Below are 16825 nucleotides of genomic sequence, written 5' to 3'. Positions count from 1 at the left end.
GAGGCACCCGGCAGTCCAGGCTGTGGGCAGTCGTTCCGCAGGGCGATGGGGGGCGTCCCCCCGCTCGGCCGGAGTGGGGAGTGGGGGAGGTCGGGCGCAGCCGAACCCGCGGTCGGTGACGACCCACCCGCCCCCACCGAAGAGTCGCCGCCCCCGCCGGAAACGCCCCTCACGCGTCGCCCCCCTCACGCATGGGCACCCGCACGCCCCGCTCGTCAGCGACCGACTCCGCGATGTCGTACCCGGCATCCACGTGCCGGATCACGCCCATCCCGGGGTCGTTCGTCAGCACCCGCCGGATCTTCTCGCCCGCCAGCTTCGTGCCGTCGGCCACCGAAACCTGCCCGGCGTGGATCGACCGTCCCATGCCGACACCGCCCCCGTGGTGGATGGAGACCCACGACGCGCCCGACGCCACGTTCACCATCGCGTTCAGCAGCGGCCAGTCGGCGATCGCGTCGGAGCCGTCGAGCATGGCCTCCGTCTCCCGGTAGGGGGACGCGACGGACCCGCTGTCCAGGTGGTCGCGGCCGATCACCAGCGGCGCGGCCAGCTCACCGCTCGCCACCATGTCGTTGAAGCGCTCGCCCGCCTTGTCCCGCTCGCCGTAGCCGAGCCAGCAGATCCGGGCCGGCAGTCCCTGGAAGTGGACCCGCTCCCCCGCCATCTTGATCCAGCGGTGCAGCGATTCGTTCTCGGGGAACAGCTCCAGCATCGCCTTGTCCGTCTTCGCGATGTCGGACGCCTCGCCGGACAGGGCCGCCCAGCGGAAGGGGCCCCTACCCTCGCAGAAGAGGGGACGGATGTACGCGGGAACGAAGCCGGGGAAGGCGAACGCCCGCTCGTATCCGGCCAGTTGGGCCTCGCCGCGGATCGAGTTGCCGTAGTCGAAGACCTCGGCACCGGCGTCCATGAAGCCGACCATCGCCTCCACGTGCCGTGCCATCGACTCGCGCGCCCGGGTCGTGAAACCCGCCGGGTCCTTCGCCGCGAAGGACGCCAGGTCGTCGAAGTCGACACCGACGGGCAGGTAGGACAGCGGGTCGTGGGCCGAGGTCTGGTCGGTGACGATGTCGATGGGGGCGCCCTCTGCGAGCATGCGCGGCAGCAGTTCGGCCGCGTTGCCCAGCAGGCCGATGGAGAGCGGGCGGCGGGCGTCACGCGCCTCCACCGCGAGCTGGAGGGCGTGCTCCAGGGAGTCCGCCTTCACATCGAGGTACCGGTGTTCGATGCGGCGCTCGATGGCGCGCGGGTCGACGTCGACACAGATCGCGACTCCGTCGTTCATCGTCACGGCGAGCGGCTGCGCGCCGCCCATCCCGCCGAGACCGGCCGTGAGGGTGATCGTCCCGGCGAGGGTGCCGCCAAACTTCTTGGCGGCGACGGCGGCGAAGGTCTCGTAGGTGCCCTGGAGGATGCCCTGCGTGCCGATGTAGATCCACGAGCCGGCCGTCATCTGCCCGTACATGGTCAGGCCGAGGGCCTCCAGGCGGCGGAACTCCTCCCAGTTGGCCCAGTCGCCGACCAGGTTGGAGTTGGCGATCAGTACGCGCGGGGCCCACTCGTGGGTCTGCATGACACCGACCGGGCGGCCCGACTGGACGAGCATCGTCTCGTCCTGCTTCAGCGTCCTCAGGGTGCGGACCATGGCGTCGAAGGAGCGCCAGTCACGGGCGGCCTTGCCGGTGCCGCCGTAGACGACGAGCTTGTCGGGGTGCTCGGCGACCTCGGGGTCCAGGTTGTTCTGCAGCATCCGCAGCGCGGCCTCCTGCTGCCATCCCAGGGCGCTCAGTTCCGTACCGCGCGGGGCTCGTACGGGCCGGGGTCCTGACATGGTCTGCCTCCTAGCGGACTGTTGCAGCGGATATTCACATCCTGACTCCATGAATAGAACTAGTCAATACATTCTTGCGCCAGCACGCGCGCGTCGCGGATGTTTGGCTTGACACGCCAACAGGGACATCGACACCACGGGGAACACAATGGGAGACGACGGAGCCCGCACGAACCGGCGGGACGATGCCGTGCGGACCGCCGTCGAACAGGGTCTGCTCCGCACCGACGCGCCCATCGTCGGACTGCTCGACGTCACCGGCATCCGCGAGTCCGCCGCCGAGCTGCGCGCCGCCTTCGACGCGGTCCTGGCGCCCGGCACGCCCGTACTGCACGCCTTCGCGGTGAAGGCGACTCCCCTGGTGCCCGTGCTGCGGCTGCTGCGCGAGGAGGGGATCGGGGCCGAGGTGGCGAGTCCGGGGGAACTGGCGCTGGCGCGGGCGGCCGGGGTGCCGCCGTCCCGGACGGTGCTCGACTCGCCCGCCAAGACGCCCGCCGAACTGCGCGAGGCGCTGGCGCTGGGCATCGCCGTGAACGCCGACAACCCTCAGGAGCTGGACCGGATCGACGCGCTGGTGCGGTCCGCGATCAGCCGGTCCCCGATCGGGCTACGGGTGAACCCGCAGATCGGCGGAGGGTCGATCGGGGCCACGTCCACCGCCACCGCGACCTCGAAGTTCGGGGTCGCGCTTCTGGACGAGGGGGCGCGCGAGTGGATCGTGGGGGCGTACGCCGAGCGCCCGTGGCTGACCCGGCTGCACGCGCACACCGGGTCGCAGGGCATCCCCCTGTCACTGATGGTGCGGGGCGTGGCGGAGACGTTCGCGCTGGCCGAGGAGATCAACCGGCGGGTCGGGCGCCGCCAGATCGACACGATCGACATCGGCGGCGGCCTGCCGGTCAACTTCGCGTCGGACGCGACGAGTCCGACGTACGCGCAGTACGCGCGGCTGCTGAGTGACGCGGTGCCGGGGCTGTTCGGGGGGCGGTACGGGCTGGTGACCGAATTCGGGCGGTCGCTGCTGGCCAGGCACGGCACGGTGGTGGCGCGGGTCGAGTACACGAAGAGCGCCGGCGGGCGGCCGGTCGCGGTCACGCACGCGGGCGTGCAGGTCGCGGCACGGACGGTGTACGCGCCGGGGTCGTGGCCGCTCAGGATCGCCGCGTACGACGGGAAGGGGCGCCCCAAGTCCGGGGCGGACGTGGTGCAGGACGTGGCCGGGCCCGCCTGCTTCTCGGGCGACCTGCTCGCCGAGGGGCGCGCGCTGCCGCTGCTCGAACAGGGCGACCACGCGGCGGCGCTGGACACGGGCGCGTACTACTTCGCGCACCACTACGCGTACAACTCCCTCGCCCGTCCCGGGATCTACGGCTTCGTCCCGAGCAGGAGCGAGGACGGAAGCGAGGGGGTCGCGTTCGCGGTCGTACGGGAGCCGCAGACCGTCGCCGAGATCGTGGCCGAATCCGGAGGGGCGCACGTCGCCGCACTCACCACCCTCCCCACAACCACCTCCCCGTCCGCACAACCTTGACGGGTCCGGGGGAACATGCAGGTCAACTGCCCTGAAAACAGGGTCAGTCGACCCACCTTAGTCATCCGCCGCATGTTCCACCGGAAAATGCCAGATCTCTCACTCCCCGTGCACACGTTGCGTAGCGTCTGCGTCACTCAGCCGAACACCAGGTTGGCCGAACATCCATCGGCCGAACTCCAGGCAGGGCGACGAACACCAGCCGGACAGACGCGAGCGGGACAGGCGGGAGGGGCCAAGGGTGCCCGGAATCGACGAGTGCTTACTGGAAGCCATGCGGCTGCCCGGCGCCCGGGGCGCCGCGCTGGTCGACTGGACCAGCGGGCTGGCACTGGGCACCGTCGGGGAGTCCCCGGGCGGTGATCCGGAGACGATGGCGGCCGAGGCGGCCGAGCTGGCCCGGCTGGCCGCCGAGCATCGCGCGTTCGCCCCGGAGGAGGAGTACGACGCCGATGCCGACGAGCTCACCGGCGGCCGGCTGGGACAGGATCCTCCCGTCGAGGACCTGATCATCAGCAACCGCGACAGCTATCACGTCCTGCGGTTCGTCACGACGAGCTTCGACAGCAGTGTGTTCCTGCACCTGTGGCTGGCCCGCGCGGACGGCAATCTCGCGCTGGCCCGCATCCGGCTCGGCGAGATGGCCGGACGGCTGGTGCTGGGATGACGACTCTGCGCACGAATCTGACGACGCCGCCGCCGCGCCTGCCGGTGCGGGACAAGGCGGCGGCCCGGCAGCGGGCGTGGGGCGGGGTCTCGCCGATGCTCGGCCGGCTCGCCACCGAGCGGGCCACCGGCGTCCTGGTCCGCGAGCGCGGCTCGCTCTATCTCACCGACGGCCAGGTCGTGCACGCCGAGAGCCCGGCCGTACCCGGCCTCGACGTCCTGCTCACCGCGCGCGGCACGCTGGACGCCGGCGGCTGGCGGGACGCGGTCGACGCGGCGGGCGAGCACAACCGGGTCGGGCGGTTCCTGGTCGAGAGCGGCCGGATCGGCGCGGGCGCCCTGGAGGTGTGCCACCTGGGGGCGCTGTACGACGCGGCGTACTTCGCCCTCGCGCCCAGCGGCACGCCGGGACACTTCCGGTACGGGGCCACGCACTGGCTCGGCCCGGTGCGCCCGGTACCGGTGGCGGCGCTGGAGCACGAGACACTGCGCCGCCGCGCCCTGCTCCACCGCATCTGGCCGGACCCGGCCCCCGACAGCGCCCCGCTGCTCCACTCCGGCAGTCCGGCCGCGCCGGCGGTCAGCGCCCGCCAGCACGCCGTACTGGACCTGGTCGACGGTGTCCGTACGGCGGCGGACATCGCCCGCGCGCTGGCCCGCCCGACCTTCCACACCCTGGTGGACGTACGGCGTCTGGCAGCCGCGGGCGTCGTGGCCCCGGCTGCCGCACCCCCCGCGCTGCCACCCACGGCCCCGGACCGGCCACCGGTGTCTTCCGCTCCCCCGGGAGCGCTGCCGCCCGCGTTCGCCGACCCCAACATCACGCTGCTGAAAAGGCTCAGGGATGCGCTGGAGGCCCTTTGAGCGGCAGCGCCCGCGTGCCGAGAGGAGACAACTCATGGCAGCCGAGGCCGAAGTCATGGACGAGCTACGCCGGTTGCGGGCCCGCGTACCCCAGCTCACCGGCGCACTCGCGGCCAGCGTCGACGGTCTCGTCCTCGTCCAGGACACCCCCGGCGTCGAACCGGAGACGATCGCGGCGCTCACCGCCACCGCGCTCAGCGTCGCCGTGCGCATGGCGGACGCCACCGGCCAGGGCGACTTCCGCGAGCTGCTGGTACGCGGGGTGTACGGCTATGTGGCGACGTACGCCGCGGGGAGTACCGCCGTGCTGACGCTGCTGGCCCAGGACCGTGTCAACGTCGGCCGGCTGCATCTGGAGGGCCGCCGGGCCGGCGCCCGTATAGGTGAGCTGGTGGACGCGGCGGCCGAACAGGCGGACAGACCGGCCGTCGCCCCCGCACCCGCCGCCCTCGCACCCATGCCCACCCGAACCAGAACCCCGCGCGCGCCACGCACACCGTCAACCACGCCCAACGCGCGTACCACCACGGAAAATTGAACCGGAAGCAGGAGAGGAACACCGTCATGGCCACCACAGAAACCGCGTTGAAAGAGGCTCTGACCTCCATCGAGGGCGCGACCGGAGTCGCGCTCGTCGACTACACCAGCGGCATGGCCCTGGGCACGATGGGCGGCAGCAAGACGTTCGACCTGAACGTCGCCGCCGCCGGGAACACCGATGTCGTGCGCGCCAAGATGCGCACCATGGAGCACCTCGGTCTGAAGGGCGAGATCGAGGACATCCTGATCACGCTCTCCAGCCAGTACCACCTGATCCGGATGATGAAGGGGCGCGGCGGCAACGGCCTCTTCCTCTACCTGGTGCTCGACATCAACCGTTCCAACCTGGCGATGGCCCGTCACCAGCTGAAGCGGATCGAGGCGGAGATCGAGGTCTGAGGCCCTCCCCGCGCCCGAAGCGACCGCGAAGCTAGACCAGTACGTCGCCGCGGCGGCGCGCCCCGCCCGGGGTCGCGTCGCCCGCGGCGATTCCGGTCGCGCGGTAGGCCTTGACCGGTCTGCCCGCCGGGGCGCCGGAGCGCGGGCCGAGCCAGTCCACCCGTACCCACAGCAGTACGTCGTCGGCGCGCTCGCGGCGGCCCAGCCAGGCGGCCTTCAGCCGCAGCCCGGTACCGGCCCCGGCGAGCAGCATTCCGCCCGCCGCGGGCACCGCGAAGGAGCTGCCCAGCGCGGCGGCGAAGGCCAGCAGCAGCCACCAGCGGTGGCCCCGGCGCCAGTTGCGTACGGTCACCGCACGGTCCTGGAGCACGTCGTGCTTACCGGCCCGGGCGAAACCGGCGGCGAGCGCGGCGTATCGCCTGCGCCGCAGGGACGCCACGACCCCGGCCGCGATGATGAACAGCGCGGCCCCCGCCATGACCCCGATCCGGCGCCCGGTAATCCCCGGCACCAGTGTGCCGATGCCCGCCGCGAACACCCCGAGCCACCACATGGGCGCCGCTCCGGCCCGTACGACCACGGCCACCCGAGCGAGGCCCTGCCCTCCGCGAACTCCGCGTGCCACGTCCGCCTCCCGGTTCGTCTCTCCCGGCACAGTCCTGTCGGAGCGGGAGAATAACGAGCGAACGTGAGACGAGTCTGAGAGCCGCTGAATCCCTGGGAGAGAACCGAAGGGGCTACTCGACGAAGAGCCCCCGCGCCGTCGCCCGCGTGTCGAACTCCTCCAGCCGGGCCTGGGCGTCCGGCAGGTCGTCGCACATGGCCTCCAGCAGTACCCGGCCGAGCAGCATCGGCGCGCAGGCGGTGTCGAAGGCGAGGCCGGTGCCGACGGCGGCGGGCAGCAGCAGGTCGGAGACCTTCGCGACCGGCGCGAACGCCGAGTCGGCGACGGTGACGACGGTCAGTCCCGCCGACCTGGCGTAGGCGAGGGTGTCGACGACCTCGCGCGGATGCCGGGGCAGCGCGAAACACAGCAGGGTCGTGGCGCCCGCCCGTACGGCCGCGTCGATCCGGTCGTGGATCATCGTGCCGCCCTCGTGGAGCAGCCGTACGTCCGGGTGGACCTTGGCGGCGAAGTACGCGAAGCCGTACGCCTGGGAGGCGGCGGCGCGCAGCCCGAGGACGGGCAGCGGGCGCGACGCGGCGAGCAGCCGCCCCGCCCGGTGCACCGGGCGGGGGTCTGCGAGCACCTCGGCCAGGTGCTTCAGGTTCTCGATCTCGGCCTCGACGGCCTGCTGGTACTCGTTGTACGTGCCCGGCTCGGTGCTCTGTTCGGCGGGGCCGACCTCGCGCAAGTGCTTGCGCAGAGCGGGGTAGCCGTCGAAGCCGAGGGCCACGGCGAAGCGCGTGACGGACGGCTGGCTGACGCCCGCCAGTTCGGCCAGCTCGACGCTGGAGAGGAAGGGCACCTCGGCGGCCCGCCGCACCATGCTGTGCGCGATGCGCCGCTGCGTCGGGGTGAGCCGGTGCCCTTCGAAGAGGGCCTGGAGGCGGGCGGCGGGGCTGTCGGGCGGATTGCCGCTCACGCCCACGCCCCCGTCCGAACCCGTACCCGTATCCCTGCTGTCGCTGTCGCTGTCGGGCGGATTGCCGCTCACGCCCACGTCCCGGTCCGAACCCGTACCCGTACCCCTGCTGTCGCTGTCGTCCACGCTCGGCGTGTTCATGCCCCGCTCCCCCTCCAGATCTCCGTGAACCGGTCCAGCAGTGCCACCGCGGCCGTCACGTCGTCCGTGAGCGGCCGGTCGGCCGAGTCGGCGTCGAGGACCGACTCGGCCAGCTCCAGCGCCCGTCCGGCCGGCAGTTCCGGGTCCGGCCGCAGGTCGCGCTGGCGCAGCGCCCGTACGGCGGCGACCAGTTCGCAGCCGACGACGAGACGGTACGCGTCGCACGCGCGCAGTGTCTGACGGGCGGCGAGCGAGGCGAAGCTGGCCTGTTCCTCGACGCCCCGGGAGAGTACAGCGTGCCCGAGCGAGGCGGGCGCGGAGAAGGCCCGCAGGTCACCGAGGGCGGCGCCGGCGGCGTACTCCAGGATCATCACTCCGGAGGCGGCGCGCTCGTGGTCGGCGAGGAAGGGGCGCAGACGGGTGAAGGCGGGCTCGTTGAGGGTGGACAGACGCGAGGTGGACAGCCGCGCGACCTGAGTGACGGCCAGCCTGAAGTGGTCGAGAGCAAGGGCGAGTTGGGCCTGGTAGAAGCCGCCGTGGTGGTAGGCGGTGAGGTCCTCGGGGGAGATGAGCGGGTTCTCGGCGGCGGCGTTGATCTCGATCGCGAGCACCCCCTCCAGCGCGTCCGCCGCGTCATGGGCGGGCCCGTGGATCTGCGGCAGACACCGGAAGCCGTACGGGTCCTGGATGCGCCCGAGGGGAGGGGTGGGCCGGTCCGCGGAACCGATCAACTCCCGCATCCGGCGCGCGACCTCGACCGACCCCCGGTGCGGACGGGCGGCGTGCACGGGCGCGGCGTACGCCTCGTGCGAACCGTCGACGGCGTGCAGTGAGAGCGCGGCGACGACCTGCGTGGCGGCGATGAGCCCGCGCAGCTCGTGCAGGGCGAGTGCGGCCTGCCCGAGGGTGAGCGCGTTGCTGCTGATCAGGGCGAGGGCGTCGTTGTTGTCGAGAGCCTGGGGCTGGGGGGCGCCGGCGACGCTCCACCCGCGGGAGGCCGGTCCGGCCCCCGCCCCGGTCGCGATCCACTCGTGCTCCCCCGCCAGCGCCAGCCCCATCTGCGCCAGCGCCGCGATGTCCCCCGTACCCACCGATCCGAACTCGTTGACCACGGGATGCGCCCCGTTCTCCAGCGCCTCGCACAGGGCCGTGACCACTCCGGGGCGGAGTCCGGCGCCCCCTGCCAGGAGCTGGTTGGCGCGCACGGCGAGCATCGCCCGTACCTGCCGCGCCGGCAGTTCCGCGCCGATGGCGCCCGCGTGGCTGCGCAGCAGGCGCAGGCCGTGGTCGGCGGCTGCCTCGGTCGGGACGTCCTCGTTGCGGTTGGCGCCGACGCCGGTGGAACGGCCGTACACGCGGCCGGTCGCGGCGATGCGGCGGGCGGCGTCCCAGACCTCCTCGACGCGCTTCATCGCGTCGGTGCCGGGGACCGGCCGCGCGGCCCCGTCGGCGAGGCGTACGACGTCCTCGACGCCGAGGCCGACGCCGTCCAGAACGACGATGCCGGTGGACACCGAAGGTGACATCGAAGGCTCCGTATCCACGATCCGAGACCACATAAGGCGAAGACTCCCCTCAAACCAGACACCCGATCCTGCTCACCGGGCGTCCGTCACCTCGGATTAACACCAGGGCATTGACAATCTATTCAGGCACGGAGAACTCTGCATGACGCTATACAAGCCCGGCAAGGGACCCCCCATGATCCAGTTCGACGCGGTCCACAAGCGCTTCCCGAACGGCACCACAGCGGTCCACGACCTCTCCCTCCGGATGCCGGAAGGCGCCGTGACCGTCCTCGTCGGATCCTCCGGATGCGGCAAGACGACCACCCTGCGGATGATCAACCGAATGGTCGACCCGACCTCCGGCACGATCAGGGTCGGCGGCAAGGACGTCCTCCAGCAGGACGCCGCAGACCTGCGCCGGTCCATCGGATACGTCATCCAGCAGTCCGGTCTCTTCCCGCACCGCACGGTCCTCGACAACATCGCGACCGTGCCGCTGCTGCTGGGCTGGGGCCGGAAGAAGGCCCGCGCCCGCGCGGCCGAACTGCTGGAGACGGTCGGCCTCGCCGCCGAAGCCGGCCGGCGTTACCCGCACCAGCTCTCCGGCGGCCAGCAGCAACGCGTCGGCGTGGCCTACGGCATGGCGGAGGACTCCGACGCCTTCGCCGTCACCCGCGAGACGGCGGCGAAGTACGGCCTCACCTCACTGGCCGACCTGAAGAAGCAGAACGGCAAGCTGGTCATCGGCGCGGCGGCCGAGGTGAAGACGGGCGAGGTGGGCGTGGTGGGCCTCAAGGAGGTGTACGGGGTCGAGTTCAAGGAGTTCAAGTCGCTCGACTCCTCCGGTCCGCTGGTCAAGGGCGCCCTGAAGAAGGGCGATGTCGACGTGGCGAACCTCTTCACCACGGACACCGACATCCTGGACAACGGCTGGGTGGTCCTGACGGATCCCAAGAACCTCATCCCCGGCCAGCACATCGTGCCCCTGATCGCCGACCGCAAGGCCGACTCGACGGTCCGCAAAACCCTCGCCGAACTCGGCAACGTCCTCACGACGGCCGACCTCACCGAGCTGAACCGCAAGGTGGACAAGGACAAGAAGGACCCGGAGGACGTGGCGGACGCGTACGCGAAGGAGAAGGGCCTGACGCGGTAGCCGCACTGCGGGTGCGCTCTGCCGGTCCTGCCCCTGGGGTCCGGCCCAGGGACAACAGGGGGGCTAACCCCAGTGCCGGTCCCAGGCCGTTTCTCTACCGTGGTGTGTATGACCGGTATGGACACGACGGGCGCGCATGACGCCGACCTGAAGAAGGAACTCGACGCCACCCTGCAGGCCCGCAGGGAACTGGGCGACGAGTACGAGTCCGCGCTGGTCGACTCGTTCCTGGAGAAGGTCGACCAGCGGATCGACGGCTCGGTGGAGCGCCGGGTACGACGGCAGCTCGCCGAGCAGCAGATGGTGGTGGCGCGCGACTCGCGCGGTCCCAAATCCACCGACACCTTCGGCGAGCGCTTCGGCTTCGGCATCGTCTCGCTGGTCCTCGCGATACCTCTGTCCGGCATCGGCGGCGGCGTCGCGGGCCTCCCCGGCCTGCTGGTGGCCTGGGCCGGGATCGTGGGCGTCAACGCGGTCCAGGCGGCGCGCAGTTCGGCGTGGCTCTTCGGCAGCAGGCACCGCAGGTCCGGCCGGGACAGCGACTGGGAGGACTGACCCGTCCCCCTCGGCAGGGACCTGTGCATCGGTCTTTCCGGAGCAGACGACCGCAACCACCAATGGGGAAACACGACGGTCAGCGACCACGTCCGCGAGAGCGGCGCCCATTCAGGCGCGAAGAAAAGCTTTCGCGGGGACCGCCGCACCCCCGTTGCCGGGGGGCGGGACGACGGCGGTCCCCGCGAGGGACGCGGGCCGGGTCAGGGCCGGGCTTGCGCGTCCTGGGCGTCGGTGGAGGTCCGGGAGCCGCTCCGGAGGTCCGTGACGCCGTTTTGGTTGCCGGCCCGAGCGGGGAGCCGCTCCCGCCCTTGCCGACATCCACCAATGTGCCGGACCCGTGTTAAGCGTGTGCTGCGCGGACGTGACGCCCTCGTACCACTTCCACGAAGTCTCCGTCGGAAAGGAATCGGAACGGGACATCGCGGCGGACACCGCAAGTTCCGTTCCGACATGCCCCGTTCACCGGACGTTCGCTACTGCTTGCCGCCCTTGGCCAGGAAGGCGAGCAGGTCCTGCCGGCTGACGACACCGGTCGGCTTGCCCTCGACCAGCACGATCGCCGCGTCGTGGGCGCCCAGTACGGACATCAGGTCGCCGACCGGTTCACCGGAGCCGACCTGCGGCAGCGGGGCCGACATGTGCTTCTCCAGCGGATCGTCGAGCGAGGCCCGCTGGGTGAACAGCGCGTCGAGCAGCTCGCGTTCGACGACCGACCCGACGACCTCCGCCGCCATGACGTCCGGGTGACCGGCGCCGGGCTTCACGATCGGCATCTGCGAGACGCCGTACTCGCGCAGCACCTCAATGGCCTGACCGACGGTCTCGTCCGGGTGCATATGGACAAGGGAGGGGATGTGGCCGTGCTCCTTGTAGTCGAGGACGTCGGCGACGCGGGCGGAGGGGCCGGTGTCCTCCAGGAAGCCGTAGTCGGCCATCCACTCGTCGTTGAAGATCTTGCTGAGGTACCCGCGCCCGCTGTCGGGCAGCAGCACGACGACGACGTCATCGGGCCCGAGCCGCTCCGCGACCCGGAGCGCGGCGACGACAGCCATCCCGCACGACCCGCCCACGAGCAGGCCCTCCTCCTTGGCAAGCCGCCGGGTCATCTGGAAGGAGTCCTTGTCGGACACGGCGACGATCTCGTCGGCGACGGTCCGGTCGTAGGCGGTGGGCCAGAAGTCCTCGCCCACCCCTTCCACGAGGTACGGCCGCCCGGACCCCCCGGAGTACACGGACCCTTCCGGGTCGGCCCCGATGACCTGGACGCGCCCGTCGCTGACGTCCTTCAGATACCGCCCGGTCCCGGAGATGGTCCCGCCGGTGCCGACGCCCGCCACGAAGTGGGTGATCCGCCCCTCGGTCTGCTCCCACAGCTCAGGGCCGGTGGAGTGATAGTGCGAGAGGGGGTTGTTGGGGTTGGAGTACTGGTCGGGCTTCCAGGCACCCGGCGTCTCGCGGACGAGCCGGTCGGACACGTTGTAGTACGAGTCCGGGTGCTCCGGGTCGACAGCGGTGGGGCAGACGACAACGTCGGCCCCGTACGCACGCATCACGTTGATCTTGTCGGTGGAGACCTTGTCGGGGCAGACGAAGATGCACTTGTAACCCTTCTGCTGGGCCACGATGGCCAGCCCGACCCCGGTGTTTCCGCTGGTGGGCTCGACAATCGTGCCGCCGGGCCTGAGCTCCCCGCTCTGCTCCGCCGCCTCGATCATGCGCAGGGCGATGCGGTCCTTCACGGACCCGCCGGGGTTGAAGTACTCGACCTTCGCGAGGACGGTCGCCTGAATGCCCTCGGTCACACTGTTGAGCCTCAGCAGCGGGGTGTTGCCGACGAGGCTGATCATCGAGTCGTGGAATCGCACCGTTGTCTCCGGTTGCCGCACATGAAAGTGGTCGTCATTGGTCCCGCCAGCCTAAGGCTCCGCCTCGGCATTCACCTCACGTCACGATTGACGGACGGCCGGTACGGGGCAAGGAGTGGTTGTACGGCTACGAGGAGGTGGCGGCGACGCATGACGAGCATGTCCAGGGCAAGGGTGGCCCGGCGGATCGCGGCCGGCGCTGCGTACGGCGGTGGCGGGATCGGCCTGATGAGCGCGGCGGCCGTGGGACTGGTGCTGGCCGAGGTACGGATGGCGAGACGCCAGGTGGGAAACGGCGGCGGTCCGCACCCGCCGAGCGCGGACGGCCTGTACGGACGCGGGTACGCCACACCCGGTGAACCCCCGCTCCGGCTCGTCCTGCTGGGCGACTCCACGGCGGCCGGCCAGGGCGTCCACCGCGCCCGCCAGACGCCGGGCGCGCTGCTCGCGTCGGGCCTGGCGGCGGTGGCGGAACGCTCGGTGGAGCTGCGCAACGTGGCACTGCCCGGCGCCCAGTCCGACGATCTGGACCGTCAGGTGGCGCTCACCGTCTCGGCGTCCGGCCGGATCCCCGACATCTGCGTGATCATGGTCGGCGCGAACGACGTCACACACCGGATGCCTCCGACGCGCTCCGTCCGCCATCTGTCGTCGGCGGTACGCAGACTGCGTACGGCGGGTGCGGAGGTGGTCGTGGGCACCTGTCCCGACCTGGGCACCGTGGAGCAGGTCCAGCAGCCGTTGCGCTGGCTGGCCCGGCGGGCGTCCCGGCATCTGGCGGCGGCCCAGACGATCGGGGCCGTGGAGCAGGGGGGCCGCACGGTGTCGCTGGGGGACCTTCTGGGCCCCGAGTTCGAGGCGAACCCGCGCGAACTGTTCGGCCCGGACAACTACCACCCCTCGGCGGAGGGCTACGCGACGGCGGCGATGGCGGTGCTTCCGACCGTCTGTGCGGCGCTGGGCCTGTGGCCGTCGGACGAGGAGCGTCCGGACGTGTCCCGCCGCGAGGGCTTCCTGCCGGTGGCGCGGGCGGCGGCGGAAGCGGCATCCGAGCCGGGCACGGAGGTCGCGGCAGCGATGCCCACGGGGCCCAGGGGACCCTGGGCACTCCTCAAGCGCAGGCGGCGGAGGCGGGTATCGGCGACGGATCCGTCGCCGACAACGTCGAGCGAGGTATCGAGCGGCTGATCCCGCCAAGAGCGTGCCGGAGGACGAAGGCGCCGGTCGGGCGGGACGGCGGTCGGGACGGCGGGACGGCAGGCGGTCGGACCGGCAGGCGGTCGAGCGGGCGCTCGGGCAGGCGGGCAGGCAGGCAGGCAGGCAGGCAGGCGAGCGGGCGCTCGGGCAGGCAGGCGAGCGGGCAGGACGGCGGGCGGGCGCTCGGGCAGGCAGGCGGGCAGGCAGGACGGCGGGCGCTCGGGCAGGCGAGCGGGCAGGACGGCGAGCGGGCGCTCGGGCAGGACGGCGGGCAGGCAGGACGGCGGGCGCCGATGTGCCCGTCGGGCGGGACGAGCCGTGCGCCGTGGGGGCGCAGGCCGCACCCGCATACCGGGGGTAAGTGGAGGGCCGGGGGGCGACGGCACCCACCACCCTGAGCAAGCGCTTAGAAAAGTGCGGCCCGCGTCACACCGCCACACCCGTGACCGGAACCATACGTACGGGTAACTTCCCAAGCAGGTCTGCTACACCCTCGTCGCCAATGGAGCCGTCATGCCGGAAGCCGTCATCGTCTCGACCGCCCGCTCCCCCATCGGACGCGCCTTCAAGGGCTCCCTCAAGGAGCTGCGGCCGGACGACCTCACCGCCACGATCATCCAGGCCGCGCTGGCCAAGGTCCCCGAGCTGGACCCGGGGGACATCGACGACCTGATGCTCGGCTGCGGTCTGCCCGGCGGCGAGCAAGGCAACAACCTCGGGCGGATCGTCGCCGTACAGATGGGCATGGACTTCCTGCCGGGCTGCACGATCACCCGTTACTGCTCCTCGTCCCTCCAGACGTCCCGTATGGCACTGCATGCCATCAAGGCGGGCGAGGGCGATGTCTTCATCTCGGCCGGTGTCGAGTTGGTCTCCCGGTTCACCAAGGGCAACTCGGACTCGCTGCCCGACACGCGCAACCCGCTCTTCGCGGAGGCCGAGGCGCGCACCGCCGCCGTCGCCGAGCAGGAGGGCACCTCCTGGCACGACCCGCGAGAGGACGGCCTCGTACCGGACGCCTACATCGCGATGGGCCAGACCGCCGAGAACCTCGCCCGCATCAAGGGCGTGACGCGTCAGGACATGGACGAGTTCGGCGTCCGTTCGCAGAACCTCGCCGAGGAAGGCATCAAGAACGGCTTCTGGGAGCGCGAGATCACCCCGGTGACGCTGCCCGACGGCACCGTCGTGAGCAAGGACGACGGTCCGCGCGCGGGCGTGACGCTGGAGGGCGTCCAGGGGCTGAAGCCGGTGTTCCGTCCGGACGGAATGGTCACGGCCGGCAACTGCTGCCCGCTCAACGACGGCGCCGCGGCCGTCGTCGTCATGAGCGACACCAAGGCGCGCGAGCTGGGCCTCACGCCACTGGCCCGCATCGTGTCGACCGGCGTCTCCGGCCTCTCCCCCGAGATCATGGGCCTCGGCCCGGTGGAGGCGAGCCGGCAGGCGCTGCGCCGCGCCGGCCTCACCATCGACGACATCGACCTGGCCGAGATCAACGAGGCGTTCGCCGCCCAGGTGATCCCCTCCTACCGCGACCTGGGCATCCCGCTGGAGAAGGTGAACGTGAACGGCGGCGCCATCGCCGTCGGCCACCCCTTCGGCATGACGGGCGCCCGCATCACCGGCACGCTCATCAACTCCCTCCAATTCCACGACAAGCAGTTCGGCCTGGAGACGATGTGCGTCGGCGGCGGCCAGGGCATGGCGATGGTCATCGAGCGCCTGAGCTGACCTCCACCCCGGTCTCCGACCGTAGTTGACCCGAAACCCTGCGTGAGGGACAGGCCCGGAACCCCGTAACCACCGGGGCTCCGGGCCTATTTGTGATCCAATCTCCCCCAGGATGTGACCTATCTCGCTCCGGAGGGGTATTTGCGCAGGTCAGGACAGGTTCGACACCAAACCCCGGGTCCAAAGTCCTGTCCGTTTCGTGACGTTACGCACTGACAGGTGGTTAGTCCACCCTTCAAGCTGATGTAGGAAGTCGGGGGTCGACTTTGAACCGGGAGTACGTCAGTGAGCACTACGCCTCTTGCTCTGCTGCTCGCCACAGCCACCATCACCACGGCCGTGGGCGTCGCCGTTCTGCGCACCCTGCTGGGGTTGCGTCGGCAGATCGCGGCGCTGCACGCCGAACTCGCCGCCCAGAGCCTCGCCGTCGGCGCGCACGGCCTCGTACCGCAGGCGCGCGCCTCCGGTGACACCGACGAGATACGCGCCGCGGTGGCCGAGGCGCTCGCCGAGGAGCGGGAGCGGGAGCTCGCCGAGGCGCGTGCTTTCTGGGCCGCCCAGGAGGCCCGTGACGCCTCTGACGCGCCCTCCCTGCTCGGCCTCCCCGACAGCGAGCTGTTCCTGGCGCGCCCGGCGGACTTCGCGGGCCTGGAATCCCTGGAGCCGGTGACCGAGCCCAGCACGGACTCCGACGAGTTCGCGGGAGAGTCCGCCGAACTCGCCGCCGCCCGTCGCCGGCACCCCTCGCACCCCGACTTCGTGCCGGCCCAGTCGCCGATCGTGAACGACCACGAACGCACGGTCACCTGCCTGGAGGACCTCGCCGAGTCCCGCACCGCCCTGGCCGACGTCCGCCCCGGCCCCCTGGGCACCCTCGACGTCTACGTCTTCACCGACGGCACCACTCTCTGCATGACCCCGGGCCACCGCGAAACGGCGGAACGTCTCTCCGCGGCGCTGCGCTCGGGCGAGGCCCCGGTCCTCCTGGGCGGCTCGGGCATCTCGGGCGCCTACGCCCTGACCTTCGAGTGCGGCGAGGAAACGGTCTACGTACTGGCGGACAGGGTCATAGCGTCCCTGTAGCGGCGGGCATGGCCATCGGCTTCTGTCCCCAAAGGGGCTGAGCCTTCAAGCGCCGTTGGCAGAAGCGCCCCGACAGGGGCGCGGGAAACTGCGCGACAAGCCCCCACTCACCCGCACCCGCACCCGCACCCGCACCCGCACCCGCACCCGCACCCGCACCCGC

At 71.5% G+C, this 16825-nt stretch carries 15 protein-coding genes; 10 read left to right on the top strand and 5 right to left on the bottom strand.

What is annotated here, in order from left to right; genetic code table 11:
* Positions 1-169: 169 nt before the first annotated feature.
* Positions 170-1834, bottom strand: a complete 1665-nt coding sequence (hutU, locus tag RB628_RS11980; protein ID WP_318320335.1) for a urocanate hydratase — start codon at positions 1832-1834, stop codon at positions 170-172.
* A 148-nt stretch (positions 1835-1982) separates the two neighbouring features.
* On the opposite strand from hutU, the gene RB628_RS11975 reads away from it, so the two are divergent.
* The 5 genes from RB628_RS11975 (at position 1983) to RB628_RS11955 (ending at position 5834) form a co-directional block, all read left to right on the top strand.
* Positions 1983-3365, top strand: coding sequence for a diaminopimelate decarboxylase (locus tag RB628_RS11975; protein WP_318320334.1), 1383 nt, complete (start codon positions 1983-1985; stop codon positions 3363-3365).
* A gap of 241 nt (positions 3366-3606) precedes the next feature.
* The gene (locus RB628_RS11970; RefSeq protein WP_318320333.1) at positions 3607-4032 is read left to right on the top strand and encodes a hypothetical protein; all 426 of its coding nucleotides are present in this window, start codon (positions 3607-3609) and stop codon (positions 4030-4032) included.
* The gene (locus RB628_RS11965; protein WP_318320332.1) at positions 4029-4895 is read left to right on the top strand and encodes a transcriptional regulator; all 867 of its coding nucleotides are present in this window, start codon (positions 4029-4031) and stop codon (positions 4893-4895) included. Before RB628_RS11970 ends, RB628_RS11965 begins: the two co-directional genes overlap by 4 nt.
* Before the next feature lie 34 nt (positions 4896-4929).
* Positions 4930-5433: a roadblock/LC7 domain-containing protein gene (locus RB628_RS11960; protein WP_318320331.1), complete on the top strand. Its 504-nt coding sequence runs from the start codon at positions 4930-4932 to the stop codon at positions 5431-5433.
* A gap of 26 nt (positions 5434-5459) precedes the next feature.
* Positions 5460-5834 (top strand): hypothetical protein, encoded by a 375-nt coding sequence (locus RB628_RS11955; protein ID WP_164318636.1) that lies wholly within the window; start codon positions 5460-5462, stop codon positions 5832-5834.
* Positions 5835-5865: 31 nt separating this feature from the next.
* Here RB628_RS11955 and RB628_RS11950 read toward each other — a convergent pair whose 3' ends face one another.
* The 3 genes from RB628_RS11950 to RB628_RS11940 form a co-directional block, all read right to left on the bottom strand.
* Complete coding sequence (locus tag RB628_RS11950) at positions 5866-6459, bottom strand: hypothetical protein (protein ID WP_318320330.1); 594 nt, start codon at positions 6457-6459, stop codon at positions 5866-5868.
* Positions 6460-6571: 112 nt separating this feature from the next.
* The gene (locus tag RB628_RS11945) at positions 6572-7561 is read right to left on the bottom strand and encodes a MurR/RpiR family transcriptional regulator (protein WP_318320329.1); all 990 of its coding nucleotides are present in this window, start codon (positions 7559-7561) and stop codon (positions 6572-6574) included.
* Entirely contained in the window at positions 7558-9120 is a 1563-nt protein-coding gene (locus RB628_RS11940; protein ID WP_318320328.1) for an aromatic amino acid ammonia-lyase, read from the bottom strand. Before RB628_RS11940 ends, RB628_RS11945 begins: the two co-directional genes overlap by 4 nt.
* 142 nt (positions 9121-9262) lie before the next feature.
* Here RB628_RS11940 and RB628_RS11935 point away from each other — a divergent pair, with 142 nt between their 5' ends.
* Both RB628_RS11935 and RB628_RS11930 read left to right on the top strand, forming a co-directional pair.
* Entirely contained in the window at positions 9263-10225 is a 963-nt protein-coding gene (locus tag RB628_RS11935) for a glycine betaine ABC transporter substrate-binding protein (protein ID WP_318320363.1), read from the top strand.
* Between the two features lie 108 nt (positions 10226-10333).
* Positions 10334-10780 (top strand): hypothetical protein, encoded by a 447-nt coding sequence (locus RB628_RS11930; RefSeq protein ID WP_318320327.1) that lies wholly within the window; start codon positions 10334-10336, stop codon positions 10778-10780.
* Positions 10781-11256: 476 nt separating this feature from the next.
* Here RB628_RS11930 and RB628_RS11925 read toward each other — a convergent pair whose 3' ends face one another.
* The gene (locus tag RB628_RS11925) at positions 11257-12648 is read right to left on the bottom strand and encodes a cystathionine beta-synthase (protein ID WP_318320326.1); all 1392 of its coding nucleotides are present in this window, start codon (positions 12646-12648) and stop codon (positions 11257-11259) included.
* Between the two features lie 150 nt (positions 12649-12798).
* Between RB628_RS11925 and RB628_RS11920 the strand changes: the two genes are divergently transcribed.
* The 3 genes from RB628_RS11920 (at position 12799) to RB628_RS11910 (ending at position 16662) form a co-directional block, all read left to right on the top strand.
* Positions 12799-13836: an SGNH/GDSL hydrolase family protein gene (locus RB628_RS11920; RefSeq protein ID WP_318320325.1), complete on the top strand. Its 1038-nt coding sequence runs from the start codon at positions 12799-12801 to the stop codon at positions 13834-13836.
* A 522-nt stretch (positions 13837-14358) separates the two neighbouring features.
* Positions 14359-15579: an acetyl-CoA C-acetyltransferase gene (locus RB628_RS11915; RefSeq protein ID WP_318320324.1), complete on the top strand. Its 1221-nt coding sequence runs from the start codon at positions 14359-14361 to the stop codon at positions 15577-15579.
* Between the two features lie 285 nt (positions 15580-15864).
* Positions 15865-16662 carry a hypothetical protein gene (locus tag RB628_RS11910; protein WP_318320323.1) on the top strand — a complete coding sequence of 266 codons (798 nt, stop codon included), beginning with the start codon at positions 15865-15867 and terminating at the stop codon, positions 16660-16662.
* Positions 16663-16825 lie beyond the last annotated feature (163 nt).

Source organism: Streptomyces sp. ADMS (assembly GCF_033441795.1).
In the GTDB taxonomy this organism is placed as follows: Bacteria; Actinomycetota; Actinomycetes; order Streptomycetales; family Streptomycetaceae; genus Streptomyces.
This window is presented reverse-complemented; position numbering and strand designations above follow the sequence as displayed.